The sequence below is a fragment of the Haloarcula sp. CBA1122 genome (genome assembly GCF_009741785.1).
Classification (GTDB): Archaea; Halobacteriota; Halobacteria; order Halobacteriales; family Haloarculaceae; genus Haloarcula; species Haloarcula hispanica.
On sequence record NZ_WPCB01000013.1, the window covers coordinates 1 to 22,728 of the forward strand.

At 63.7% G+C, this 22,728-nt stretch carries 16 protein-coding genes and 2 pseudogenes; 5 read left to right on the forward strand and 13 right to left on the reverse strand.

The window, feature by feature from the left end; genetic code table 11:
* Together GJ630_RS19945 and GJ630_RS07055 are read right to left on the reverse strand one after the other, a co-directional pair.
* A pseudogene (locus GJ630_RS19945) lies at positions 1 to 155 on the reverse strand (NAD(P)/FAD-dependent oxidoreductase); the annotation flags it as partial.
* Between the two features lie 145 nt (positions 156 to 300).
* Positions 301 to 834 carry an Rrf2 family transcriptional regulator gene (locus tag GJ630_RS07055; RefSeq protein ID WP_004515710.1) on the reverse strand — a complete coding sequence of 178 codons (534 nt, stop codon included), beginning with the start codon at positions 832 to 834 and terminating at the stop codon, positions 301 to 303.
* 110 nt (positions 835 to 944) lie between these two features.
* Between GJ630_RS07055 and GJ630_RS07060 the strand changes: the two genes are divergently transcribed.
* Both GJ630_RS07060 and rocF read left to right on the forward strand, forming a co-directional pair.
* Positions 945 to 1,862: an NAD-dependent epimerase/dehydratase family protein gene (locus tag GJ630_RS07060; RefSeq protein WP_064288505.1), complete on the forward strand. Its 918-nt coding sequence runs from the start codon at positions 945 to 947 to the stop codon at positions 1,860 to 1,862.
* Positions 1,863 to 1,918: 56 nt separating this feature from the next.
* Complete coding sequence (gene rocF / locus GJ630_RS07065; protein WP_064288504.1) at positions 1,919 to 2,833, forward strand: arginase; 915 nt, start codon at positions 1,919 to 1,921, stop codon at positions 2,831 to 2,833.
* Here the strand turns inward: rocF and GJ630_RS07070 are convergent, their stop codons facing one another.
* The 3 genes from GJ630_RS07070 to gyrB form a co-directional block, all read right to left on the reverse strand.
* Positions 2,834 to 3,880, reverse strand: a complete 1,047-nt coding sequence (locus GJ630_RS07070) for an FAD-binding oxidoreductase (protein WP_191449625.1) — start codon at positions 3,878 to 3,880, stop codon at positions 2,834 to 2,836. It lies immediately after the preceding gene.
* Positions 3,881 to 4,051: 171 nt separating this feature from the next.
* Entirely contained in the window at positions 4,052 to 6,526 is a 2,475-nt protein-coding gene (gene gyrA / locus GJ630_RS07075) for a DNA gyrase subunit A (protein WP_191449626.1), read from the reverse strand.
* The gene (gene gyrB, locus GJ630_RS07080; protein WP_014040064.1) at positions 6,523 to 8,451 is read right to left on the reverse strand and encodes a DNA topoisomerase (ATP-hydrolyzing) subunit B; all 1,929 of its coding nucleotides are present in this window, start codon (positions 8,449 to 8,451) and stop codon (positions 6,523 to 6,525) included. Before gyrB ends, gyrA begins: the two co-directional genes overlap by 4 nt.
* Before the next feature lie 138 nt (positions 8,452 to 8,589).
* Between gyrB and GJ630_RS07085 the strand changes: the two genes are divergently transcribed.
* Both GJ630_RS07085 and GJ630_RS07090 read left to right on the forward strand, forming a co-directional pair.
* Positions 8,590 to 10,980: a DNA topoisomerase VI subunit B gene (locus GJ630_RS07085; RefSeq protein ID WP_191449627.1), complete on the forward strand. Its 2,391-nt coding sequence runs from the start codon at positions 8,590 to 8,592 to the stop codon at positions 10,978 to 10,980.
* A gap of 1 nt (position 10,981) precedes the next feature.
* Complete coding sequence (locus GJ630_RS07090; protein WP_008309777.1) at positions 10,982 to 12,088, forward strand: DNA topoisomerase IV subunit A; 1,107 nt, start codon at positions 10,982 to 10,984, stop codon at positions 12,086 to 12,088.
* A 26-nt stretch (positions 12,089 to 12,114) separates the two neighbouring features.
* Here GJ630_RS07090 and GJ630_RS07095 read toward each other — a convergent pair whose 3' ends face one another.
* The 7 genes and pseudogenes from GJ630_RS07095 to GJ630_RS07125 form a co-directional block, all read right to left on the reverse strand.
* A complete protein-coding gene (locus GJ630_RS07095) occupies positions 12,115 to 13,398 on the reverse strand; it encodes a PQQ-binding-like beta-propeller repeat protein (protein WP_191449628.1) in 1,284 nt (427 codons plus the stop codon).
* A gap of 145 nt (positions 13,399 to 13,543) precedes the next feature.
* Positions 13,544 to 14,023: a hypothetical protein gene (locus GJ630_RS07100; protein ID WP_007187990.1), complete on the reverse strand. Its 480-nt coding sequence runs from the start codon at positions 14,021 to 14,023 to the stop codon at positions 13,544 to 13,546.
* A 94-nt stretch (positions 14,024 to 14,117) separates the two neighbouring features.
* Positions 14,118 to 14,863: pseudogene (locus GJ630_RS07105) on the reverse strand (MBL fold metallo-hydrolase).
* 58 nt (positions 14,864 to 14,921) lie between these two features.
* On the reverse strand, positions 14,922 to 16,586 hold the full coding sequence (gene ligA / locus GJ630_RS07110) for an ATP-dependent DNA ligase LigA (RefSeq protein ID WP_191449629.1): 1,665 nt from the start codon (positions 16,584 to 16,586) through the stop codon (positions 14,922 to 14,924).
* 38 nt (positions 16,587 to 16,624) lie between these two features.
* Positions 16,625 to 19,072 (reverse strand): type II secretion system F family protein, encoded by a 2,448-nt coding sequence (locus GJ630_RS07115; protein ID WP_191449630.1) that lies wholly within the window; start codon positions 19,070 to 19,072, stop codon positions 16,625 to 16,627.
* 1 nt (position 19,073) lies between these two features.
* Positions 19,074 to 20,693 carry a type II/IV secretion system ATPase subunit gene (locus GJ630_RS07120; protein ID WP_151146549.1) on the reverse strand — a complete coding sequence of 540 codons (1,620 nt, stop codon included), beginning with the start codon at positions 20,691 to 20,693 and terminating at the stop codon, positions 19,074 to 19,076.
* A gap of 133 nt (positions 20,694 to 20,826) precedes the next feature.
* Entirely contained in the window at positions 20,827 to 21,327 is a 501-nt protein-coding gene (locus GJ630_RS07125) for a TIGR04206 family protein (RefSeq protein ID WP_050037839.1), read from the reverse strand.
* A gap of 102 nt (positions 21,328 to 21,429) precedes the next feature.
* Between GJ630_RS07125 and GJ630_RS07130 the strand changes: the two genes are divergently transcribed.
* Complete coding sequence (locus GJ630_RS07130; RefSeq protein ID WP_014040056.1) at positions 21,430 to 21,855, forward strand: DUF5793 family protein; 426 nt, start codon at positions 21,430 to 21,432, stop codon at positions 21,853 to 21,855.
* A gap of 15 nt (positions 21,856 to 21,870) precedes the next feature.
* On the opposite strand, the gene GJ630_RS07135 is transcribed toward GJ630_RS07130, so the two are convergent.
* Positions 21,871 to 22,653, reverse strand: a complete 783-nt coding sequence (locus tag GJ630_RS07135; RefSeq protein ID WP_191449631.1) for an NAD-dependent protein deacylase — start codon at positions 22,651 to 22,653, stop codon at positions 21,871 to 21,873.
* Positions 22,654 to 22,728 lie beyond the last annotated feature (75 nt).

The following is a 22,728-nucleotide window of genomic DNA, read 5'->3' on the forward strand; positions in this document are numbered from 1 at the left end:
ATGCAGCGGTGGGACTCGTGCAAGACCAGGTGGTAATCCGTCTCAGAAATCCAGGTCACATCGACGTCCGTCACACCGTCTAGCTCGTCCTCTAAACTCTTTATTGCCCCCGCACCAGCGTACCCCGCACCGAGTACGACCACGTTCTCTGTCATACCGGAGACTCCGCAACCGACTGATACAAACCCTTTGAAATCCCTTTCAGCGGGGGCATGATTTTCCAGCGAGACTCGTGGCAAGTACGGTATGTCGCGGCCCCGGTGACCGCAGGAAAACAATTCAAAAGACCAGTGACACGTACTAGTGTTCCGGCTCGCCCGCCGGTGCCCGCATATCGTCGATAGCGAGGATGAGTTTGTTGTTGGTGTCGTCTTTCCCTTCGAGGGTCCCGATAATCTGAAGCTTCGACAGCGGTGTCGGTCCGACCGTCACCGAGTCGCCCTCGTGGAATTCGGACATCGTGCCCTGTAGCTGAATCTCCGCGCGGCACTCCTCGGGGTGGTGGACGCTAGTCAGGTCGATTTCCTCGACGTTCGAGTGTTCGACGAGCTCGCCGTTGTGGCGTAGCGGGACCTCCGCGGCCTGGTCCATGTCCTGAATCTGGAGTGCGTCGTAGGCGTTGGCGGTAGGCTTGTACCCACCTTTGGGACCGGGGACGCCCTCGACCAACTGCAGGGCTTTGAGACTCTGCATCTGGTTGCGAATCGTGCCCGGGTTACGGTCGACTTTTTCGGCGATGTCTTCACCTTTGACAGCGCTTTCACTTTCCCGATAGAGATTTACCAGTTCCTGCAGAATGTTCTTTTGACTGGGTGTCAGTTCGATAGATGACATAATCTGTTGTTCGGTACAGCCGTCCTTAAATGCGACGGTAAACCGTCTGGAACCGTCCCAGAATCGCGGAAAACGTTAGTACTTTATTCCAGCGCTGACCTGACACAGATATGGAAAGTCAGCGCGTTCTGGTGACCGGCGGTGGCGGGTTCATCGGGGCAAACCTCGCGAACAAACTGGCCGAGAACAACGATGTCGTCGCTCTGGACGACGGCTATCTCGGCACGCCGGAGAACGTATCAGAAGACGTAGAGTACGTCGAGCAGAGCGTGCTTGCGGACGACCTGCCGACCGACGTGGACGTGGTATTCCACCTCGCGGCCCTATCGTCCTACGCGATGCACGAGGACAATCCGACCCACGGCGCTCGCGTGAACGTCGAGGGGTTCGTCAACACAGTCGAGCAGGCCCGGGACGACGGCTGTGATACCATCGTCTACGCCTCGACGTCCTCCATCTACGGCAGCCGGACCGAACCCTCGCCGGAGGACATGGACGTGACGGTCAACACCGGCTACGAGGCCTCGAAGATGGCCCGGGAGACGTACGCGGAGTACTTCCAGAACCACTACGACCTCACGCTGGCCGGGATGCGCTTCTTCTCGGTGTATCAGGGCTACGGCGGCGCGGAGGAACACAAGGGCGAGTACGCGAACGTCATCGCACAGTTCGCCGACGACCTGGCCGGCGGCGACGCACCGAAGCTGTACGGCGACGGCGAGCAGACCCGCGATTTCACCCACGTCGACGACATCGTCCGCGGGCTCGTCCTGGCCGCCGAACACGAACTGAACGGCGTGTACAACCTCGGGACCGGCGAGGCCTACGACTTCAACACCGTCGTCGAGATGCTGAACGACGAACTCGGAACGGATATCGAGCCGGAGTACGTCGAGAACCCGATTCCCGAGGACGTCTACGTCCACGACACCTGCGCTGACTTCTCGCGGATGCACGACGCGACAGGCTGGGAACCGGAGATCAGTTTCGAGGAGGGCATCGAACTGGTCTGTGCGCCCTACACGTAAGTTATCGGAGAACAGGCAAACACTGATATTTAGTCCTGGCCCGTCGAAGCACGAGTATGGACACACAGGTTCGCGTCCTCGGCGTTCCGATGGACCTCGGCGCCGACCGGCGCGGCGTCGACATGGGGCCGTCAGCGATACGGTACGGCGGCCTCGCCGACCAGTTGGCGAGTGCCGGCATCGACTGCATCGACGGCGGTGACATCGCTGTGCCGCGACCGGAGGAATCCGACCCGGACGCGGGCGGTCTCCCGTCCGGTCGAGCCAAGTTCTTCAGAGAGACGAAGGAAGTGTGCGAGGACGTGGCAACGGCCGTCGACGCCACGCTCATGGACGGCCAGTTCCCGCTCGTGCTGGGCGGCGACCACTCTATCGGTATCGGGACCATTGCCGGCGCGGCCCGTAATAATGAGGACCTTGGTGTCATCTGGTTTGACGCACATGGCGATTTCAACACGCCGGAGACCACGCCAAGCGGGAACATCCACGGGATGTCGCTGGCGGCTGTCCTCGGCGACGGGGCGTTTGCCGACCACGACTGGGCCCACACCCCTGCGGTGCGCGAGGAGAATGTTGTTCTCGTCGGCTTACGGGATGTCGATGACGGAGAGCGCCGCCGTTTGTACGAGAGCGACGTGACCGCGTTCACGATGTCGGATATCGACACCCGCGGCGCACCGGAGGTCGTCGCGGAGGCACTAGAAATCGCGACTGACGGGACGGACGGGATACACGTCTCGCTCGACCTCGACTGGCTCGACCCGACAGAAGCTCCCGGCGTCGGCACGCCGGTTCGCGGCGGTGTCTCCTACCGTGAGGCCCACATCGCGATGGAGTACGTCGCCGAGTACCACGACCAACTGCGCTCGATGGAAATGGTCGAGGTGAACCCGATTCTCGACGAACACAACCGCACCGCCGAACTGGGCTGTGAACTCGTCGCCAGCGCCTTCGGCAAGCGCGTGCTGTAGCTATCCGAACCCCTCGTACTGCATTTCGGACTCGGGAATCCCGACGCTTCGCGCGGCCCGGACCAGCGTCGATACCATCGCGCTGATACCGCACGCGTACAGTTCGACGTTCGACGGATCAATGCGGGCGTCGACGCCGGACTGGGGGCGCTGCTCCCGAACGGCGTCGAACCGCGCCGGCAGGTCCGCACCCTCCAGCGCGTCGTTTGCGACGTAGTTGACGAACACCGACTGGACGTAGTCGGTCGCGCCGTCCCAGTCGGTCAGCAGCGGTTCGCGCGTAAGCGTCGGAACGAAATGGAAGTGGTCGTACTCGGCGTCGAGTCGCCGAAAGTGTTCACGGTGGGGCAGGTCGTCCTCCCAGCCACAGCCCAGAAACAGCCAGATGTCGCGGGGCTCGCCGTCGACCACGTCCCGCCCCTGCTCGAACGTGTAGTCGATCATGCTCTTGAACGGCGCGACGCCGGTCCCGGTGGCCAGAAAGACCATATCCCGGCTCGATGGCGGGTCCAGTACCATGTCGCCGTTCGGCCCGCGAACGACGACATCCTCGCCGACGTCGACGTGTTCGAACAGCCCACTGGTCAGTTTCCCGCCGGGGACCAGTCGGATGCAGAACTCCAGTTCGTCCTCGCTGGGCGAGTTCGCAAGCGAGTACGCCCGCGGCGTGCCGTGAAGCCTGAGCGTCACGTACTGGCCGGGCGCGAAATCGAGGTCCACGTCGGGTTTAACACGCAGTCGCAGCAGGGAGGGGTAGGGGCGGTCAAAGCGCTCGGCAAGCGTCTCGATTCGCGCGAGCCGCCGTTTCGACGCCCCGGCATTGCGCAAGCGGTCGAACAACGCCGACCACCGGATTGTCGAGCCGTTTCGGGCGGCCGCCAACCACGACCGGTCTCCAACAGGTGCGATTTGCTCCCGGACCGCGGACAACACCTCGTTGTTGCGGTTACGGTCCATCGGTTCGACGAGCGTCACCCGTGCGTCCTCGGTGACCAGCGGCAACTGCGCCGCCCGGTCGTGCTGTGAGAGATGCCGGGGCAAGTCCATAAACGGGGTACGACACCGACACGGGTATGTCTGGCCCACCACCTTTTTCATCGTCGCCGTTCCTCGCTCGCTTTGCTCGCTGCGGGGACGGCTCCTCGAAAAACGTGGGCGAAAAAGGCGCGAATCGCGAAGCGATTCGCGTGAAACTCGGCGCAAGCGCCGAGTATGCTACTATTGGCTTGACGCCGCGCCGTCCGTCTCTTCGCCGCTTTCCGCCGGCACGACCGTCACACTTGCCACACGGTCGTCGTCTTCGAGACCCATAATCGTCACACCCTTGGTGTTCCGACCGACCTGGGACACGTCGCCGGCGCGGATACGCATAATCTGGCCCTGTTCGGACATGATGACCAGATGGTCCTCGTCAGTGACGGCCTTGGCGGTCGACACCCGGCCGTTGCGGTCGTCGGTCTTGATGTCGATGAGGCCCTTGCCGTAGCGGGATTGGGTCCGATACTCGTCGAGTTTGGTGCGCTTGCCGAAGCCGTGTTCCGTGACAGTCAACAGCGAGCGGCGGTCGTCGCCGTCGGTGGCGACCATCGCCGCGACCCTGTCGTCGCCCTGCAGTTTGATGCCGTTGACGCCGCGTGCGGACCGACCCATCTCGCTGACCTCGCTCTCGCTGAAGCGGATAGTCATCCCCGCCTCCGTGGCGATGACGAGGTCGCCGGTGCCGTCGGTGACGTCCACGTCGATGAGTTCGTCGCCGTCTTCGAGCTTGGCGGCGATGATTCCGGTCGAAAGGATGTTCTCGAACTCCGAACAGCAGGTCCGCTTGACGTAGCCGTTCCGGGTCACCATCGTGATACACTCGTCCTCGCCGAACTCGTCGGTCGAGACGACGGCGGTCAGTTCCTCGCCGTCGTCGAGGTCGATGAGGTTGATGGCGGACTTGCCCCGTGCGGTTCGGGACATTTCCGGGATCTCGTAGGTCTTGAGCCGGTAGACCTGTCCCTGATTGGTGAAACAGAGCAGGTAGTCGTGGCTGTTGGCCCGGAACACCTTCGAGACGCGGTCGTTCTCCTTGGGGTCGGCCCCGATGATCCCCTTGCCGCCGCGGTTCTGGGGATCGAAGTTCTCGACCGGCATCCGCTTGATGTAGTCGTCCTCGGTGATGACGACGACGCAGTCCTCCTCGGGGATGAGGTCCTCGTGGGTGACCTGGCCCTCGTCTTCGATGATGCTCGTCCGGCGGTCGTCGTCGTACTCGTCTTTGACTTCCTGCAGTTCGTCGGCGATGACGCTGTCGAGCTTCTCGCGGCTGTTGAGGACAGATTCGAGGTAGTCGATAGTGTTCTGTACGTCCTCGTACTCCTCCTCGATTTCCGTCGCTTCCATCGAGGTGAGCGAGCCGAGTTGCATCCGCACGATGTGAGCGGCCTGTTCCTCGGAGAACTCGAAGGACTCCTGCAAACCGGCTCGGGCGGCGTCGCGGTCCTCGCTGTTTTGGATGAGTTCGACCACGTCCTCGACGTTTTCCAGCGCTTTTAGCCGGCCTTCGAGGATGTGTGCGCGGTCCTCGGCTTCGGCGAGGTCGTACTCGGAGCGCCGGCGGACGACCTCGCGGCGGTGGTCGATGTAGTGCTGCAGGGTCTCTTTCAGCGAGAGGACTTTCGGTTGGCCGTCGACCAGCGCGAGGTTGATGACGCCGAAGGTGGATTCGAGATGGTGGTCGAGCAGGCGGTTCTCGACCACGTCGATGTTCGCCCCGCGCTTGAGTTCGACGACGATGCGGACGCCGTTGCGGTCGGACTCGTCACGGAGGTCGGCGATGCCCTCGATTTTCCCCTCGTTCACGTCGTCGGCGATGCGCTCGACGACGCGGGCCTTGTTCTCCTGGTAGGGGAGTTCGCTGATGACGATGCGACCCTCCTCGGGGTCGACCTCATACTCGGCGCGAACCCGCAAGCGGCCGCGGCCGGTCGCGTACGCCGAGTAGATGGCGTCGCGGCCGACGATGTTGCCGCCGGTCGGGAAGTCCGGCCCCTTGATGTGCTCCATCAGGTCCTCGACCGTGCAGTCGGGGTTTTCCAGCAGTTGGACCGTCGCGTCGACCAGTTCGCCGAGGTTGTGCGGCGGGATGTTTGTCGACATCCCGACGGCAATCCCGGACGACCCGTTCAACAGGAGGTTCGGGACCTTCGACGGCAGCACGTCGGGTTCCTGCAGGCGGTCGTCGTAGTTACTGGAGAAGTCGACGGTGTCTTTCTCGATATCTTCGAGCAGTTCCTCGGCGATGGGGTCCATCCGGGCCTCCGTGTACCGCATGGCGGCCGCGGGGTCGCCGTCCATCGAGCCGAAGTTCCCCTGGCCGTCTATCAGCGGATACCGCATGGAGAAGTCCTGTGCCATCCGGACGAGCGTGTCGTAAATGGCTGAGCCGCCGTGCGGGTGGTAGTCACCCATCGTGTCGCCGACAATTGAGGAGGACTTCCGGTGGGCGGTGTTTGAGGAGACACCCATCTCGTGCATCGCGTAGAGGATGCGCCGATGGACGGGTTTGAGACCGTCTCGAACGTCCGGGAGCGCCCGACCCGCGATAACCGACATCGCGTAGTCGATGTAGGACTGCTCCATCTCGTCCTCGATGCGGACGTGCTTGATCTGCTCTGCCGGGGCGTTCGCGTCGTCAGCGTCGGAGCTCATATGTCGACCCACTCCGCTTCAGGCGAGTTCTCCTTGATGAATTCCTTGCGCGGTTCGACGGCGTCGCCCATCAGGATGTTGAACATCTTGTCGGCGGCCGCGGCGTCCTCGATAGTTATCTGTTTGAGAATCCGGTTGTCGGGGTTCATCGTCGTCTCCCAGAGCTGTTCGGGGTTCATCTCACCGAGTCCCTTGAACCGCTGGACGTGGGTGGGGTTGCCGTCACACTTCTCTTCGATTATCTTGTCGCGTTCTGCATCCGTCATTGCATCGTACGTGTTTCCGCGGTAGCGAATGCGGTACAGCGGCGGCTGGGAGGCGTAGACGTAGCCGGCTTCCAGCAGCGGCTTCATGTGCCGGTAGAACAGCGTCAACAGGAGCGTCCGGATGTGTGCCCCGTCGACGTCCGCGTCCGTCATCAGAATGATCTTCTCGTAACGCAGGTCGTCGATATCGAACTCGTCGCCGATACCGGTCCCGAGCGCGGTGATGAGGTTCCGTATCTCGTTGTTCTCCAAGATCCGGTCTAGCCGGTGTTTCTCGACGTTCAGAATCTTCCCCTTGATGGGGAGGATGGCCTGGAAATCCGGGTTGCGGCCCTGTTTGGCGCTGCCGCCCGCGGAGTCACCCTCGGCGATGAACAGTTCGGCTTCCTCGGGGTCCCGGGTCTGGCAGTCGGCCAGCTTTCCGGGCAGTGCGGTCGAGTCGAGCGCCGACTTCCGGCGGGTGAGTTCCTCTGCCTTCTGTGCGGCCTTCCGTGCTTTCGCGGCTTCGACGGCCTTTCCGACGATGGCCTCGGCCGTGTCGGGGTTCTCCTCGAAGAAGGTAGCAAGCCCGTCGTGCATCGCCGATTCGACGATACCCCGGACCTCGCTGTTGCCGAGTTTCGTCTTGGTCTGGCCCTCGAACTGGGGGTCGGGATGTTTGACAGAAATGACGGCCGTCAGCCCTTCGCGGATGTCGTCGCCTTTGAGCGTATCGTCTAGGTCTTTCAGCAGATTATTGTCGGTCGCGTAGTCGTTGACGACCCGTGTGAGCGATGTTTTGAACCCTGTGAGGTGTGTCCCGCCCTCGCGCGTGTTGATATTGTTGGCGAAGGCGTGAATAGAGCCCTGCAGGTCGTCGGTCCCCTGCATGGCAATCTCGACCTGAACCGGCCCCTCAGCGATTTCCTCCTCGTCCTCGAAGTAGATGATGTCGCGGTGGAGCGGGTCCTTTGTCTCGTTCAGATACTCGACGAACTCGCGGATGCCACCGTCGTAGGCAAACGTCTCCGTTTCGCCGTCGCGCTCGTCGATGATAGAGATGGCGACACCGGAGTTGAGGAAGGCGAGTTCCCGCAGTCGGGACGACAGCGTCGAGAACTTGAACTCGCCGGTCTCGAAGATCTCGTCATCCGGCCAGAACCGGACCGTCGTGCCCGTCTCCTCGTCGGGTTCGAGGTCGCGGACCTTCTTGAGGTCGTACTCCGGTTTGCCGTGGTCGAAGCGCTGCTTCCAGAGCGCGCCGTCGCGCCTGACCTCGACTTCGAGCCACTTCGAGAGTGCGTTGACCACGCTCACCCCGACCCCGTGGAGGCCACCGGAGACCTGGTAGGACTTGTTGTCGAACTTCCCACCGGCGTGGAGAATCGTCATCACGACCTCCACGGCCGGGCGGCCGTGCTCTTCGTGGGTATCGACGGGGATGCCACGTCCATCGTCGCTGACAGAGACGGAGCCGTCGTCGTGAATCGTTACGTCGATGTTGTCACAGTAGCCGGCGAGCGCCTCGTCGATCGCGTTGTCGACCACCTCGTAGACGAGATGATGGAGGCCGCGAGCGTCCGTCGACCCGATATACATCGCGGGTCGCTTCTGGACGGCTTCCAGCCCTTCGAGGGTCTGGATCGACTTTGCGCCGTACTCATCAGACTCTCCTGACATAGGAACTTACCCGTCCTAATAGAGGGGGACGTATAAAGCTCCCGCACGCGCGCGGGACTGCGATTTTAAAGGGAGGGTTTACTTTCACTCCGGTGGCGATTACCTTTTAACCCCGACGCGGGTACGTACCGCACGACAATGACCTCGTATCAGTCGCAACTCGGCGAGGGCGAGGGGATCGCCGAGGAGTTGGCCGAATCCCAGCGGGCCATCTCCATCGCCGAGTTCTTCGAGAAGAACAAGCACATGCTGGGCTTCGACTCGGAGGCCCGAGCGCTCGTCACGGCCGTCAAAGAGGCCGTCGACAACGCGCTCGACGCCTGCGAGGAGGCCGGTATTCTCCCCGATATCTACGTCGAGATTCAGGAGTCCGGCGACTACTACAAGCTGGTCGTCGAGGACAACGGCCCCGGTATCACGAAGGAACAGGCACCGAAAATCTTCGGGAAGCTCCTCTATGGCTCCCGTTTCCACGCCAGGGAGCAGAATCGCGGACAGCAGGGGATCGGGATCTCTGCGGCCGTGCTCTACTCACAGCTTACCTCCGGCAAGCCGGCGAAAATCACGTCCCGGCCGAAGGGCCAAGACGAGGCCCAGTACTTCGAACTCATCGTCGACACGGACACCAACGAACCCGAAATCAGCGTCGACGAGACGACGACCTGGGAGCGACCTCACGGCACGCGCATCGAACTGGAGATGGAGGCCAATATGCGGGCCCGCTCGACACTGCGGGACTACATTCAGGACACGGCCGTCGTCAACCCCCACGCCCGTATCGAGTTCGACGAGCCGGGGCTGGACGAATCGCTGAAGTTCGAACGCGCCGAGCGCGCCGAACTCCCCGACGAGACCGAGGAGATACGCCCGCACCCACACGGCGTCGAACTGGGGACGCTCCTGAAGATGCTCGAAGCCACGGACTCCTACTCCGTGTCGGGGTTCATGCAGGAGGAGTTCACCCGCGTCGGCGGGAAGACGGCCGACAGCGTCATCGCGAACTTCAACGACCGCCACTACGGCCGCGGCATGGCCTGGCAGCCGCCGAAAGTCGGCGAGGACGCGGACATCGAGGCCGCCGTCGAGGACGCCGTGGCGAACAAGGGCGCTGAAACCACGGCGACGTTCGCCGCCGCCGTCTCCGACGCCATCCACGACCGCGACCGGGTCGCGTACCACGAGGTCGAAGCCATCGTCGACGACGCGGCCGAAGACGCCGAAGCGGACGGCGACACGACGTTCGGCGCGACAGTTCGAGAAAACGCCGTCGACGCGGCCTGGAACGCCGTCAGCGACAACTTGTCGAGTGACCTCTACGCCCTCGTCGACGACGTGACGACGAAACGCAAGGACGACGCCGCCATCGAGGGGCTGGCGAGCCGACTGGCCGACAAGTTCGACGACGACGGCCGCCACCGGCTGACCCGCGATGAACTCCGGGGCTACATCGACCGCGCGGCCGACATGACCGAGGAACAGGACGACGCAACCTTCGGTGAGACGGCCCGCGAAAACGTCCTCGAAGCGCTCTGGACGGCCGCCGAGGGCGTTCCGGAAGAGCCGCCGAAGGTCTCAGATATCGCCGACGACCGCGATACGGCGAGTCAGTTGCTGTCGGCGATGCGCGAGACGGACATCATCGCGCCGCCGACGGACTGTCTCTCCCCCATCAGCGCGGAACTCGTCGAGGAAGGACTCCGGAAAGAGTTCGATGCGGACTTCTACGCCGCATCGACGCGGGACGCGTCGGTCCACGGCGGCGACCCGTTCATCGTCGAGGCCGGCATCGCCTACGGCGGTGAACTGGAAGCCGAAGGGACCGTCGACGTGATGCGATTCGCCAACCGCGTGCCGCTGGTGTACCAGCGCGGGGCCTGTGCGACCACAGATGTCGTGAAATCCATCCGGTGGCGCAACTACAACCTCGACCAGCCCGGCGGCTCGGGCATCCCGAAGGGACCGGCAGTCATCATGGTCCACGTCGCCTCGACGAACGTCCCCTTCACCAGCGAATCGAAGGACGCCATCGCCAACGTCCCCGAGATGGAAGACGAGATCGAACTCGCCATCCGGGAGGCCGCCCGCGAACTCAAAAGTTACCTGAACAAGCGCCGCTCGATGCAACAGCGCCGCGAGAAGCAGGACAAACTCGCGACCATCCTGCCTGAGATGGCCGAGAAGCTCACCGAGGTCACCGACAACGACGAGCTTCACATCGACGACTCGCTGGCCCGCATCATGAATAACGTCCTCGTCGAGCGCGAGGTCGAGGACGACACGGTCCGGGTCCGCATCGAGAACAACGACGACACGAACGCGGACGTGGAACTGACCGACATCGTCACCGCCGAACCGCAGGACACCAACGGCGCGAACGTCGTCGAGATGGACGGCGAGTGGTTCGTCAAGTGGTCCCCGACCGTCGGGGCCGGTGAAACCGCCGTCCTCGAATACAGCGTGACCGGCGAGGCCGAGTTCACCGTCTCGGTCGACGGCATCGAAGAGGAGAAACTCACGGTGAACGCCTGATATGAGCACCGATTCAGACACCACACCTGACACCGAGGAAGCGCGCGAGCAACTCATCGACCTCGCGGCGGACTTCTACGACCAGTTCGCCGACGGCGAGGTGCCGACGATGACCATCCCGACCCGGACCAAATCGAACATCGTCTTCGACGAGGACGAGCAGGTCTGGGTGTACGGCGACCGCAACTCCACCCGGTCGGCCAAGACGATCTCCGGGGCCGAGAAGATCCTGAAGGCCGTCTACACCATCGACTTCCTCTCCCAGCAACTAGAGGAGGACCGCTCATCGACTCTGCGTGAACTGTACTACCTCTCGGAGTCCTGGGACCTCGACGAGGCCCAGTTCAACACGCAGGACGAGTCGAACAACCTCATCGAGGACCTCGAAATCGTCTCCGACGTCAAACGCGAGGACTTCCACATGCGCCCGGAGGAGTCCGGTGCGAAGGTGATGGGGCCGCTGCTCCTCCGCGAGCAGACCAACCGCGGCGACCGCGAGATCCACTGTCAGGACGACGTGGGACAGGGCGGCTACCAGATCCCGAACAACCCCGACACCATCGAGTTCCTCGACAACGACGCGAAGTTCGTCCTCTGCGTGGAGACCGGCGGCATGCGCGACCGACTCGTCGAGAACGGCTTCGACGACGAGTACGACGCGCTGGTCGTCCACCTCGGCGGCCAGCCCGCGCGGGCCACCCGGCGGCTCATCAAGCGCCTCCACGACGAACTCGACCTCCCGGTCACGGTATTCACTGACGGTGACCCGTGGTCGTACCGCATCTTCGGGTCGGTCTCCTACGGCTCCATCAAGAGTGCGCACCTCTCGGAGTACCTGGCGACCCCCGAGGCCCAGTTCATCGGCATCCGCCCGGAGGACATCGTCGAGTACGAACTGCCGACGGACCCGCTGTCGGACTCCGACGTCAACGCCCTGGAGAGTGAACTTGAGGACCCGCGTTTCCAGACTGACTTCTGGGAGGAACAGATAGAACTCCAGCTCGACATCAACAAGAAGGCCGAACAGCAGGCGCTCGCTTCTCGGGGGCTTGACTTCGTGACTGAGACGTACCTGCCCGAGCGGCTGGACGAGATGGGGCTGCTTTAGACGGCATCAGCGGGGCGTTTTCTCGGCTATTCCAGCGCGTACACGGTATCGGCAGCGGCGACATAGGCCCCATTTTCGTCGACGGACAGATCGGTCAGATTGCTCCCGACATCGAACGCCCACCGTTTCGTTCCGGCCGTCGTATCGACCGCGAACTTGAATCGATTCCGCGGGTCGCCGTCCGTCCACGAGTCCACGTACAGGGTGTCGGAAACGACCGCTGCCGGCACCACCCCTTCAACGTCTACGTTGGGCTCCCACGTCCATCTCTGTTCGCCGTCGCTACTGTCGTAGCCACGTATCTTGTCACCACCTGCATAGAGGACGCCGTTCTGAACCGGGGCTTGTTGGACGTAGCCGGACTGCTCCGCTTGCCACTGTTGCTCGCCACTCGCGGGGTCGAGCGCAGCGACGTGTGTGCCACCGATATAGAGCGTTCCGTCGTGAAGTGTCGTCGATGCGACGGACCCCTCGTCGTGTCTCCAGACGGTCTCACCGGTGTCGGCAGCGACGCCGATTAGCGTGCCGCGGGTCTCGTCCACGTCGGCGGCATAACAGAGCGTGTCGTCGGTGGCGACCATCGTCCGAGAGTAGTAGTCGGCAACGTCAGTAGCCCACCGTTTCTCACCGGTCTCAGCGTCGTACGCGTAGAACCGGCCGTACGACGCCACGTATATCGCCCCGTTGCGCACCGCTCCCTCGTACTGGTCCCCGATTTCCCCGGACCATTGCACCGACCCGTCAGAAACAGCGAGCGCGTAGAGCGTCCGTCCCTGCTTCGACGGGGCGTCGGTGTTCGTCCCGACGTACACCATCTCATCGGTCGCGCCGAGCAACTCAAGCCACCACTCTCCGGGCGAGAACGTCCACTGCTTTGCACCGCTTTCGGCGTCGAGTGCCACGACGATGTGGTCCTCGTACAACCCTTCTTTCCCGCTTACGACGAAGACGGTGTTTCCGACGCATCTCGGCTGCGCGCGGATGGGGTCGCTCGCATCGTACATCCACTGTTGGCTCCCGTCAGCAGTTGCAAATGATTTGACCGTTCCCGACTCAGTCCCGACGTACAGACTGCTCCCCGTACTAATTGGCGGGGCAGTGATCGGTGAACCGAGTGATTGCTGCCAGGCGACGAACGGTTCCGTTTCCCCGCTCCGCTTGTGGGCGGCCGTCCCAGCCCCTGATTCCGGTGTCGTCTCAGTTCCAATCGGTGAAGTCTCTATGTACCCGTTCGAACCGAGACAGCCACCGGACGCCAGTCCGAGGGTCGCCACACAGCCACGAAGGTATCGCCGACGGGAGGAGGGCATTGGGATTCCATCTCCTGTCACTCGGTAAATGTTTTCTGTCGAGTGGAAAACGGGAACAGTCGTGGTGAGGCCGGTGCGCAATTAGTGTACTACCCGGAACGACTGACCGGCAAAACGAATCCGCGTTTGCTCGGTCGAGAATCCATCAGTCGTGATCGACTGACCGGTCTTGTGGCGGTAGTTTCAGCAGAGAGCGGACATGTCGCCGGAACCAGTTCCGTATGTTCGCACCGACCGGGGTGAACACCAGCGTCGCGGCGAGACAGATAGACACGAGTTGGACAGCAATCGTAACCCACGGTGTAAAGGTCGGAACGAAGACCGTAACGACCCCGACAGCCAAGACCAGATAGATACTCAGTTCCGCGACAAAATAGCCGAAACTGGCCCTGAGTGAGGGCTGAAAGCCGGCGGTCCAGAACGACACGACGACTATCGTTCCGAACAGCAGGCCGGCTCCCATCGTCGACAGCGGCAGTTCGGCCTGAATCGCATCGGCCACGGCAGAACCAAGGGACCACAGCGACGGCCCGACAAGGAGCCAGACAAGCAGTAGGTGACCGAACGAGGGCGTTCGTTCGGCTGGGGAACGTGTTTCCCCTGTTCGGTCACTGGCGCGTTCCATGTCGGTGGTGTTCTGCTGAACGCCCCAATATTGTTTTGACTGACAGATGGACCGGGAAACCACCATCTCGGGTCGCCACAGACGGGTTCGCCAGTCAGTTCTCGTCCAGTACGACCGGAACGCCACGCTTCGCGACGTCTTCAGCGAACGCACCGGAGTCCGCCTCCAGCGACGTGAACGTGTTGTAGTGCATCGGGAGCACGAGGTCCGGGTCCATCTCCTCGGCCAGATCGGCGGCCTCGTGGCGGTTCATCGTGTAGTTCTTGGCGATAGAGGGGACGAACAGCGAGACGTCGAGTTCGGCGTGGCCGTCCAGCACGTCGGTGTCGCCCGGCCAGAACACGCGGGTGTCGTCCAGCGAGACGAGGAAGCCACAGGCGATGCCTCTCGGGTGGATGGGGCTGCCGTCGTCTTTCACGTTCCGGCCGTCCTCGTGGTTGTACGCCGGCATCGTCCAGATAGGTACGTCGTCGACCAGCACGTCGGCTTCCATCGACACTTTGCGGACCTCGTAGTCGAGGTCGGCGAGGCGGTCGAGGTCGCGGTCGGTCGCGTGGACGTTGATACCCTCGAACGCGACAACGGTGGCGTCCTCAGCGGCGACGCGGCGGATGCGTCGGGGTCGTAGTGGTGGATATGTGTCACGCAGACGATGTCCCCGTCTTTCGGAGCGTAGTCTTGCGTCGGCGGATGGCCGATACCGGGCGTGTCAGGCTCCCACTCGCCGGTGAGCACGCCGTACCGGCCGGGGTCGAAGTAGACGACCGTGTCATCGCCTTCCAGCCGCAGCGTCGCGTAGCCGAGCCACTCCGCGGTGATGCCGTCGTGTCTGACTGTCATGTACGGTCGTTCTCGGAGACGGCCATTACGCGTGTCGGTCCGTCCCAGTCCGACGGCGCTACTGTGACGCCGCCAGCCGCTCAACGCGCTCCAGCGGGTCGGCGTCGTCCGGGGTCTTGTCCTCACGAACCGAGAGAAACCGGGGGAACCGGAGCGCATAGCCCGAGTCGTAGGACTGGGAGGCCTGGATCTCCTCGTAGCCGACCTCGAAGACAATCGCCGGGTCAAGGGTTACGTCGCGGCCGTCCTCTCGCCGGATGTGCGGTTCGAAGCGCTCCGTCAGGTCGTCCAGTTCCTCGTCGGTAATGCCCGTCGCCACGTTGCCGACGGTAGCGTAGCCGTCGTCGGTTCGGACAGAAAGCTCGAACGAGCCAAGCACGTTCGCCCGGCGGCCTTCGCCCCATTCCGCGCCGGTGACGACACAGTCCAGCGTCTCCACGTCGGGCTTGCGCTTGCGCCAGTGCTTGCCCCGCTTTCCGGGCGAGTAGGCTGCAGTCGGGTCTTTCAGCATGATTCCCTCCTGCCCAGCGGCGAGGGCCTCAGCCTCCAGATTTTCAATTTCCTCGGCGTCGTCGGACAGCCACATCCGCGAGACAACGTCACTCCCGGCAGGCAAGAGTGATTCGAGGCGGTCATGGCGCGTCTTCAGCGAGGCATCGAGCAGGTCCTCGCCGTCGGCGTGCAGGCAGTCGAAGGCGTGCAGGCGGACGGCCACGTCCTCGCGGGCCGCGGCAACGTCGTGTTTCCGGCGGAAGCGCCGCAGCACCTCCTGAAACGGGAGCGGGTCGCCGTCGGCATCGACTGCGACCACCTCACCGTCGAGGATTGCCGGCGCGTCCAGCGTCGATTCGACGGCCTCGACGACCTCCGGAAGCGGATCCGTGACTTCCTCCATGTTTCGAGAGAACAGCCGGGCGTTCTCGCCGTCAAAGTGGACCTGCACCCGAGCGCCGTCGTACTTCCACTCGACCGCAGCGCGGTCCCAGTCTTCGAGTGCGCCAGCGACCGTGCCCGCCTGTGCCAGCATCGCCTGAACGGGGCGACCGATTTCGAGGGTGACGGTCGCCAGTCCGGACTCCCCTTCGTCGCGGGCCACTTCGGCAACCATACCGTAGTCGTTCGACACCTGCACGGCCCGTTCGACGGCCTCGACCGGCACGTCGAAAGCGGCCGCGGCGGCGTCCCGGACCGTCCCCTCGCCGACGCCGATACGCATCTCCGAGAGGACGAGGCGGGCGAGGTAGCCGGCTTCCGTCGACGAACACCGCGAGAACAGGCCAAAGAGGATGTCAACCTTCGTCCCCTGGCTCCCGCTGCCGTCGACGGCGGCCAGGTCCCGGAGGCTCTCGTCGAGTTCTGTGACGGTCAGTGCGTCGCTCCCGCTCTCGCCTGCTCCGAATGCGGCGAGTCCCTGCTGGCCGCCGAGGTCGTAGCTGGCCGCAACAGCCCCTATTTCGCCCATGTCAGCGAGGCGCTGCTCTACGTCGTCAGCGCCGACGTTCTGGCCGGCCGCCCGGGCAATCGCCTCGTAGCAGAGCCGCGGGCCGATGTCGAGCGTGCGGGACTCGTAGGCCGGAAACACCCGGCCCTGGACGAAGCGGGCGAGCGTCGGGAGGTCCGGCCCCGCGTCAGAGAACAGGTCGGTCACCGCCTCGGTTATCGCGGTATCGGCACTCTCGGCTTCGATTGCTTCGGCCCGGTCGGCGAAGGCGGCGAACTCCATCAGCGCCTCCTACCCGATTGGGCACCGTAAATCCAGCGTCACTCGACCGTGTGTTCGACGGTGACGTTCTCGCCGGCCGTCGACGACGCATATGGCCGGTCCGTGGCCCCTGAACTGTCGCCGAAGGGGTAGTCGAGTTGCTGGTTCCCGTTGGTGTCCTGATGGGCGACGAGCACGAGCGACTGGCCGGTCGACGGCGGTCTGTCGAGGGTGATCTGCACGTCACTGTGGCTTCCGGCAGGGAGGTACTCGGAGGTCCCGAGCACTCTGCCGTCCTCCTCGAACTGGCGGACGACGATGAATCCACCCTCCGACAGCGACGCCGATTCGACCGTTATCTGGTCGCCGGAAACGGCGGGGCTGGTGACCGTCATCGAGGCGACGGGCGAGGACAGCAGGATGAACGCGACGTACGCGACACCCAGCAGAATTGCGGCGTGTTTCGCGCCGTCCTTGAGCGTGCCCTCGCCGAGTTGGCCGCCGATGAAGCCGGTGAGGACGGCCTGAATCAGCGCGGTGTGGAAGAACACGAGCGTGTACGCGGCCTTGTCGACGCGGCCGAAGCGGGCGAACTGGTCGACGTTGACGCCCAGTCGGTTCGACTCCCCGGCCGGCGTCGGCACGCTGGACGGCAAGCTCGGGACGAGCACCTCCTGCACGGCGACGATGATGACCAGAAACACCAGGAAGGCGACGTAGATGACGACGAGGTAGGTGAGCATCTGCTGGCGTCGCCGCCGTTTCAGTCGGAGGTCCGCCCGTGACTGGGTGGCCGCGATGCGGAACACCGGGCCGAGCTGGCCCGAGGCGTGCATCGCGTGGGTCAACAGCGTCACGATCCGCGTGACGGCCGTGGTCTGGACCCGGCGGCCGAACCGGACGAGCGCGTCGTCGACGTTCGCGCCCATCCTGATGTCGGCCCAGATGCGGTGCATCTCCTGGGTGAGCACGCCGATGTCACTGCCGCGGACCCGGCGGAGACTCTCCACGACGGTCATCCCGGCCTCGTTCAGGCTCGCCAGCCGTTCGAGCAGGTCCGGCGTCGCGTCCTCGATTCGGGATAGCCGCTGCGTGTAGATGAACCGCACCAGCGCGAACGGCCCCAGAATCAGCAGGACTGACTGGATGACGAGGTCGTCGAGGAGACGGATGTTGACCGTCGATGCCTGGAACGCAGGTGGGGCACGGACGAGCAACAGCACTACCGCGACGGGCACGGTGAGATAGAGGACGTACACCGGGTTCCAGACCAGCGACTGAATCGGGGAGCTGAGCAGTTCCCGAAGCGATTTCACGCGGTCGTGGAACCTGAGCCGGTCCCAGTTCGCCTCGTCGGCCGGGACGACGCCGCCATCAGGCAGGCCGAGAGGGCCAGACCCCAGACTGGGTTTCCCCAGCGTCGCCGTTTCGTACCGGTCCAGAATATCCGTCGTCCCGCCGTTCCCGATACCAAGCGACTGGAGCTTGCTATCGAGATATACCATGAACCCGACGTTAGCCAGCGGGATGACGAGATATGCCATCATCTGTAACAGCCAGAGCGTGTCCGTCGTCGTCAGGCCGAACACGAGGAGAATCGTCATCAAGAAGAGCACGGCGGCGACGAACACGGTGACGTACGCCTCGGCGACCGTGGCCAGCCGTTCCAGCAGGTCCTCCTGACGCTCGGCGGCTTCCTCCTGATGGCGCTCGTACTGCTCGCGGAGGAACGGGGCCAGCGACTGGCCGCTCTGGAGGACGCTGGAGAGGTTCTCAATAAACGTCTTGAATTGTTCGCTGGGGGTCCGCCGGGAGACGTGTTCGAGCGCCGTAATCATGTCCCGGCCGAACAGGTCCATCTCCCTGACAGCGACGCCGACCTCTCTGGCTGTGTCACCGTAGATTTCTTGATTCCGGGCCAGTACACGCATCACGTCCGAGAAGGACATCCCACCGCGGGAGAGCGCGTACATGAAGGCGATGGTGCGGGCCATCCCCTCGTCGATGTTCCGGCTCCGCACGTCCGCCTGATTCTTGAGCCGCTCCCAGCGGTAGAGGTACGTGAGTCCTGCCGTCGCCGCGCCCGAGAGCACGCCGCCGCCGATGAGGATGTAGAGAGTCCCTGTCGGCGTCAGCACGAGTTCGAACGTTCGCAGGCCGAAGGCGTTCACCATCGTCGAGGGGAGCCCCTGTGCAAGGTTCACTAGCGCCGGTAGCACAAGCAGAAAGCCGCCGATGGCGTACGCGCCGGTGATAGCGCCGGCGACAGCCCCCACACAGGCGTACACCAGCGTTCTGGCGGCGTACCCGCGATAGGTCTCGTCGATGTAGGCGGCTTCGAGCTGTCGTTCGCGTTTGGGCGATTCGCCCACGTACCGGCCGAAGAGCCGTCGGGACAGCCGCGTGACGTTGCGGTCGAAGCGCTCGTTGACAGTGCTGTAGCCGATAAGCCCGAGAATCCCGACGACGACGGCGAGCGGAGCCAGACCGAGCGGGTTCAGCGCCATGTCAGGCTATCGCATCGTCGATGTTCGCCATGACCTGTTCCTTGTCCGCGTAGTACTTGTTGACCATCGCCGTGAACTTCCGGTAGTCGGTGATGCCCTCGGACTGGAGGTAGCGGAGGAACCGCTGGCGGTTACGGAGTTCGGTCAGCAGTTCTGACTGACTCCAGCCGCGCTCCTCGCGGATTTCGTCCAGTAGCTCGCTGTTGTTCTCGGAGAAACGGTCCTCGGTGGCCCGCCAGTTGTATGTCGTCGAGTAGTCCAGTTCGCCGGTTCGCTGGTCGATGCCCTCGATTTCGGCGAGCGTTTTGGCACGGCGGACGCGCTCGTCACCCGAGCGGGCCAGCACCTGCACACAGAGGATATCGAGGCTCTGAACCATCGGCCGCGGGACGTTGATTGGCTCGTTCTCCAGCCGGTTAATGACGGTCTGGACCGAGTCCGCGTGCATCGTCGAGAACGTCGTGTGCCCGGTGTTCATCGCCTGGAACAGCGTGATAGCTTCCTCACCACGAACCTCGCCGACGATGATGTACTCGGGGCGGTGCCGGAGCGCGGACCGCAGCAGGTCGTACATCGTGATGTCCGAATCGTCCAGTCGCTCGCGGGTGACTGAGGAGAGCCAGTTGTCGTGATACAGGGATAGCTCGCGGGTGTCCTCAATTGAGAGTACCTTCGACCGGGGCGGGAGGAACATCGCCAGCGCGTTCATCGACGTGGTCTTGCCGGCCGCCGTCCCGCCCGCGAAGATGAGCGACTTGTTGGACTCGATGGCCAGCCAGAGGTACGCGAGCATCTCGACGGAGAACGTGCCATAGTCCAGCAGTTCAATCGGCGTGAACGGTTCGTCGGCGTATTTCCGGATGGTGAATGCCGAACCGCGGGGAGTCACCTCCTCGCCGAGCGCCAGTTCGATACGGGAGCCGTCCGGGAGCGTCGTCGAGACGACGGGGTCAGAGACGGAGACGTGCCGACCGGAGCGCTGGGCCAGCTGGATGACGAAGTCGTTCAGTTCGTCGGCGTCGTAGGTGATGTTCGTCTCGATGTCCGTGTAGCCGTCGTGGTAGACGAAGATGGGGAGGTTCGCCCCGTCACAGGAGATGTCCTCGATGTCCGGGTCGTGCATCAGAGGGTCGATGTGACCGTAGCCCTGGAAGGAGCGATGCAGGTAGTAAAACAGGCGGTAGAACGTCTCGGGTTCGATGACGACGCCGTACTCCTCAAGCCTGGCTTCGAGTTCTTCGGCGAGGACGCGCTCCGGGTCGGCGTCGACATCGTCGCGGTAGATAAGCGGGATGCGGATGTCCTCGAACAGACGGTCGAGCAGTTCTCGCTCGATGTCGGTCAGCGACGGCTCGACGACCTGATACAGGTGCTCGTCGCGGTCCGGGTCGTGGTTGATAGAGGCGAAGGCGAAGGGGGCGTTCAGCCAGTAGCGTTCGACCTCGTTATAGCCGTTCAGACCGTCGAATTCGACCAGCGTCCCGTGGCGGCTGGGGTCGTAGTTTGCCGTCGGAACCGCTGACCCGCTCAACACCGTCGCGGTCCGCGAGAGCCACGACTGGATGTGGCCGAGCGGGTCCGAAACGAAGGCACCGGGTTCGGGAGATTCTGGGTTCGACATCGGTGGGTCAGTGGGGAGCACACGGTGCTCCGCGGAATATACCTCTGCTATCGTATCCACCTACTTAAATTCGCTCGCCAAATTATCAGGAGTATAATCGCCAGCGGTCGGACGAACGGGACCGGACTGGCTGTCACGCGCGGTCGACAGTCAGCAGCAAATAGGCGAACACGAGGGCGACGAGCGCCCCGATGGGGACGGTGATACCGGGGAACGACGTGATGAACAGCCCGCTGGCCGCGAGCGTGAGGACGCCAACAAGCCCAAGCAGCCCGCCGAACAGTCGCACTGGGTCCATAGGGAGAACCGCTTCAACGCGGTCCTCAGCGGCGTAGTAATAGAGGCTGAGGCCGAGCGGGAACAGGAAGCCGACCAGGGCCGCGACCCCGAGTGTCCCGGCGAGCGCAAGCGGCTCCGACTCCTGGAACGCGGCGACCTGCCACGCCCAGAGAAACGGCCGCTCTCCGGGGAGCGTCGCTCCGAAGATGAACTGGAACCGGAACGGAAGAAAGCGAAGCCCGACGACAGTTACCCCCTCAATCTCGAACAGCGACACCGACCACGGGGCCAGTCCCACGAGCCACGTCGCAAGCACCGCGAACTCGCCGGCGTACTCTGATTTCACCCAGGCCATGCTACTGTCAGAGGGTGGGCCGGTCCGGTAAAAGCTACCGATACCGACAGTCGGTGCGCCGTTACGTTCATTTGGCCGGGCCACGTACCTGTAAACACCGGAATGAGGCGTGATTACTTCACCGTCGACATCCAGGCTTCGGCCACCGACAACGACGACCCGACGATCGCGATTGTATACGATGGGCCGACAGGAGAGCTCCGCGAGCGCCTCAGTAAAGTAGACGGCGGCACACTCGATGGCGAGGAGATCGACGTGACCTTCCGCCGCCAGCCCGAAAGCGACGGGGTGCTTTCGCTGACGAACCGCCTCACCGGTGAGTACATTTTCGAGGCGACAGCACCGACGGCGGACATCGACGCGCTCGTTTCCGCGGCGGACGCTCAAGAAGACCCACAGTTTACAGTCCATCTCACCGACGGCGAAGACGAGTCACGGACCTACGAACTGCGGACGCTGCTCGTCTACGACCCCGACGGGAGCCTCCTGCGCGGGCAGAGCCTGATTCCCGGCGGCGTCGAGCTGTAGACCGCCTCCGCGCTGTTACACCCGCTCGACAAGCGTCGGAAGGACCTGCGTGACATCCGCACGAAGTACGTGCGCCGCACTCGCGTCACGCGGCGTTTCCTCGTAGTTTATCGCGATCAGCGTGCTCCCCGCTTCCGCCGCGATTTTCGGAAGCAGTGACGCGGGCTGTACCGACAGGGACGACCCTACAGCCAGGAACACGTCGCTGTCCCGGGCGAGGCGCTGGCCTTCGTGCATCGCCACGTCGGGCATGGGTTCGCCGAACAGCACGACGTCCGGGCGGTAGACGCCGCCGCAGTCACAGCGCGGCGGTAAGTCGCTGCTTTCGGCGGCCTGTTCGAATACCGCCTCGGCCTCCCGACGGTGGCCGCAGTCGTCACAGACCACGCGCCGATGGGTTCCGTGCAGTTCGACGACCCGGTCCGTCCCGGCGGCGTCGTGCAGCCCGTCGATGTTCTGCGTGAGCACGGCGTCGAGGTGGCCGTCCGCTTCAAGCGCCGCCAGCGCCTCGTGGGCGGCGTTGGGCTCGGGGTCTATGTCGCCGTAGATGGCCTCCCGCAGCGAGAGTCGGTCCGCCCAGAAGCCCGCTGGGTCGGCGTCGAGCCGACGGCGGTGGAAGTCCGCCGGGTCGTGGCGCTCCCAGATACCGTCGTCGCCGCGAAAGGAGGGGATGCCCGATGCGGTCGAGACGCCTGCGCCGGTGAGCGCGACAGCAGTTTCGGCGGTGCGAAGCGCCTCGGCCACAGCATCCAGCGTCTCGTCGTCGACGTCGTCGGTCCCGTGCCTGTCGTCGGCCATACGCTCGCTTCGCAGTGTGGCGCTGTGGGTCTATCGGATTGGATTCGATGTTGGGACGGCCGGAACGCTCCTTGG

Bases quoted from the DNA above. Each gene is read 5' to 3' on its own strand.
- GJ630_RS07085 (WP_191449627.1), top strand. From the start codon at position 8,590: ATGACCTCGTATCAGTCGCAACTCGGCGAGGGCGAGGGGATCGCCGAG.
- GJ630_RS07125 (WP_050037839.1), bottom strand. From the start codon at position 21,327: ATGGCCTGGGTGAAATCAGAGTACGCCGGCGAGTTCGCGGTGCTTGCG.
- GJ630_RS07115 (WP_191449630.1), bottom strand. From the start codon at position 19,072: ATGGCGCTGAACCCGCTCGGTCTGGCTCCGCTCGCCGTCGTCGTCGGG.
- GJ630_RS07055 (WP_004515710.1), bottom strand. From the start codon at position 834: ATGTCATCTATCGAACTGACACCCAGTCAAAAGAACATTCTGCAGGAA.
- ligA (WP_191449629.1), bottom strand. From the start codon at position 16,586: ATGGAGTTCGCCGCCTTCGCCGACCGGGCCGAAGCAATCGAAGCCGAG.
- GJ630_RS07060 (WP_064288505.1), top strand. From the start codon at position 945: ATGGAAAGTCAGCGCGTTCTGGTGACCGGCGGTGGCGGGTTCATCGGG.
- gyrA (WP_191449626.1), bottom strand. From the start codon at position 6,526: ATGAGCTCCGACGCTGACGACGCGAACGCCCCGGCAGAGCAGATCAAG.
- GJ630_RS07095 (WP_191449628.1), bottom strand. From the start codon at position 13,398: ATGCCCTCCTCCCGTCGGCGATACCTTCGTGGCTGTGTGGCGACCCTC.
- GJ630_RS07120 (WP_151146549.1), bottom strand. From the start codon at position 20,693: ATGTCGAACCCAGAATCTCCCGAACCCGGTGCCTTCGTTTCGGACCCG.
- GJ630_RS07100 (WP_007187990.1), bottom strand. From the start codon at position 14,023: ATGGAACGCGCCAGTGACCGAACAGGGGAAACACGTTCCCCAGCCGAA.
- GJ630_RS07070 (WP_191449625.1), bottom strand. From the start codon at position 3,880: ATGGACTTGCCCCGGCATCTCTCACAGCACGACCGGGCGGCGCAGTTG.
- gyrB (WP_014040064.1), bottom strand. From the start codon at position 8,451: ATGTCAGGAGAGTCTGATGAGTACGGCGCAAAGTCGATCCAGACCCTC.
- GJ630_RS07090 (WP_008309777.1), top strand. From the start codon at position 10,982: ATGAGCACCGATTCAGACACCACACCTGACACCGAGGAAGCGCGCGAG.
- GJ630_RS07130 (WP_014040056.1), top strand. From the start codon at position 21,430: ATGAGGCGTGATTACTTCACCGTCGACATCCAGGCTTCGGCCACCGAC.
- rocF (WP_064288504.1), top strand. From the start codon at position 1,919: ATGGACACACAGGTTCGCGTCCTCGGCGTTCCGATGGACCTCGGCGCC.
- GJ630_RS07135 (WP_191449631.1), bottom strand. From the start codon at position 22,653: ATGGCCGACGACAGGCACGGGACCGACGACGTCGACGACGAGACGCTG.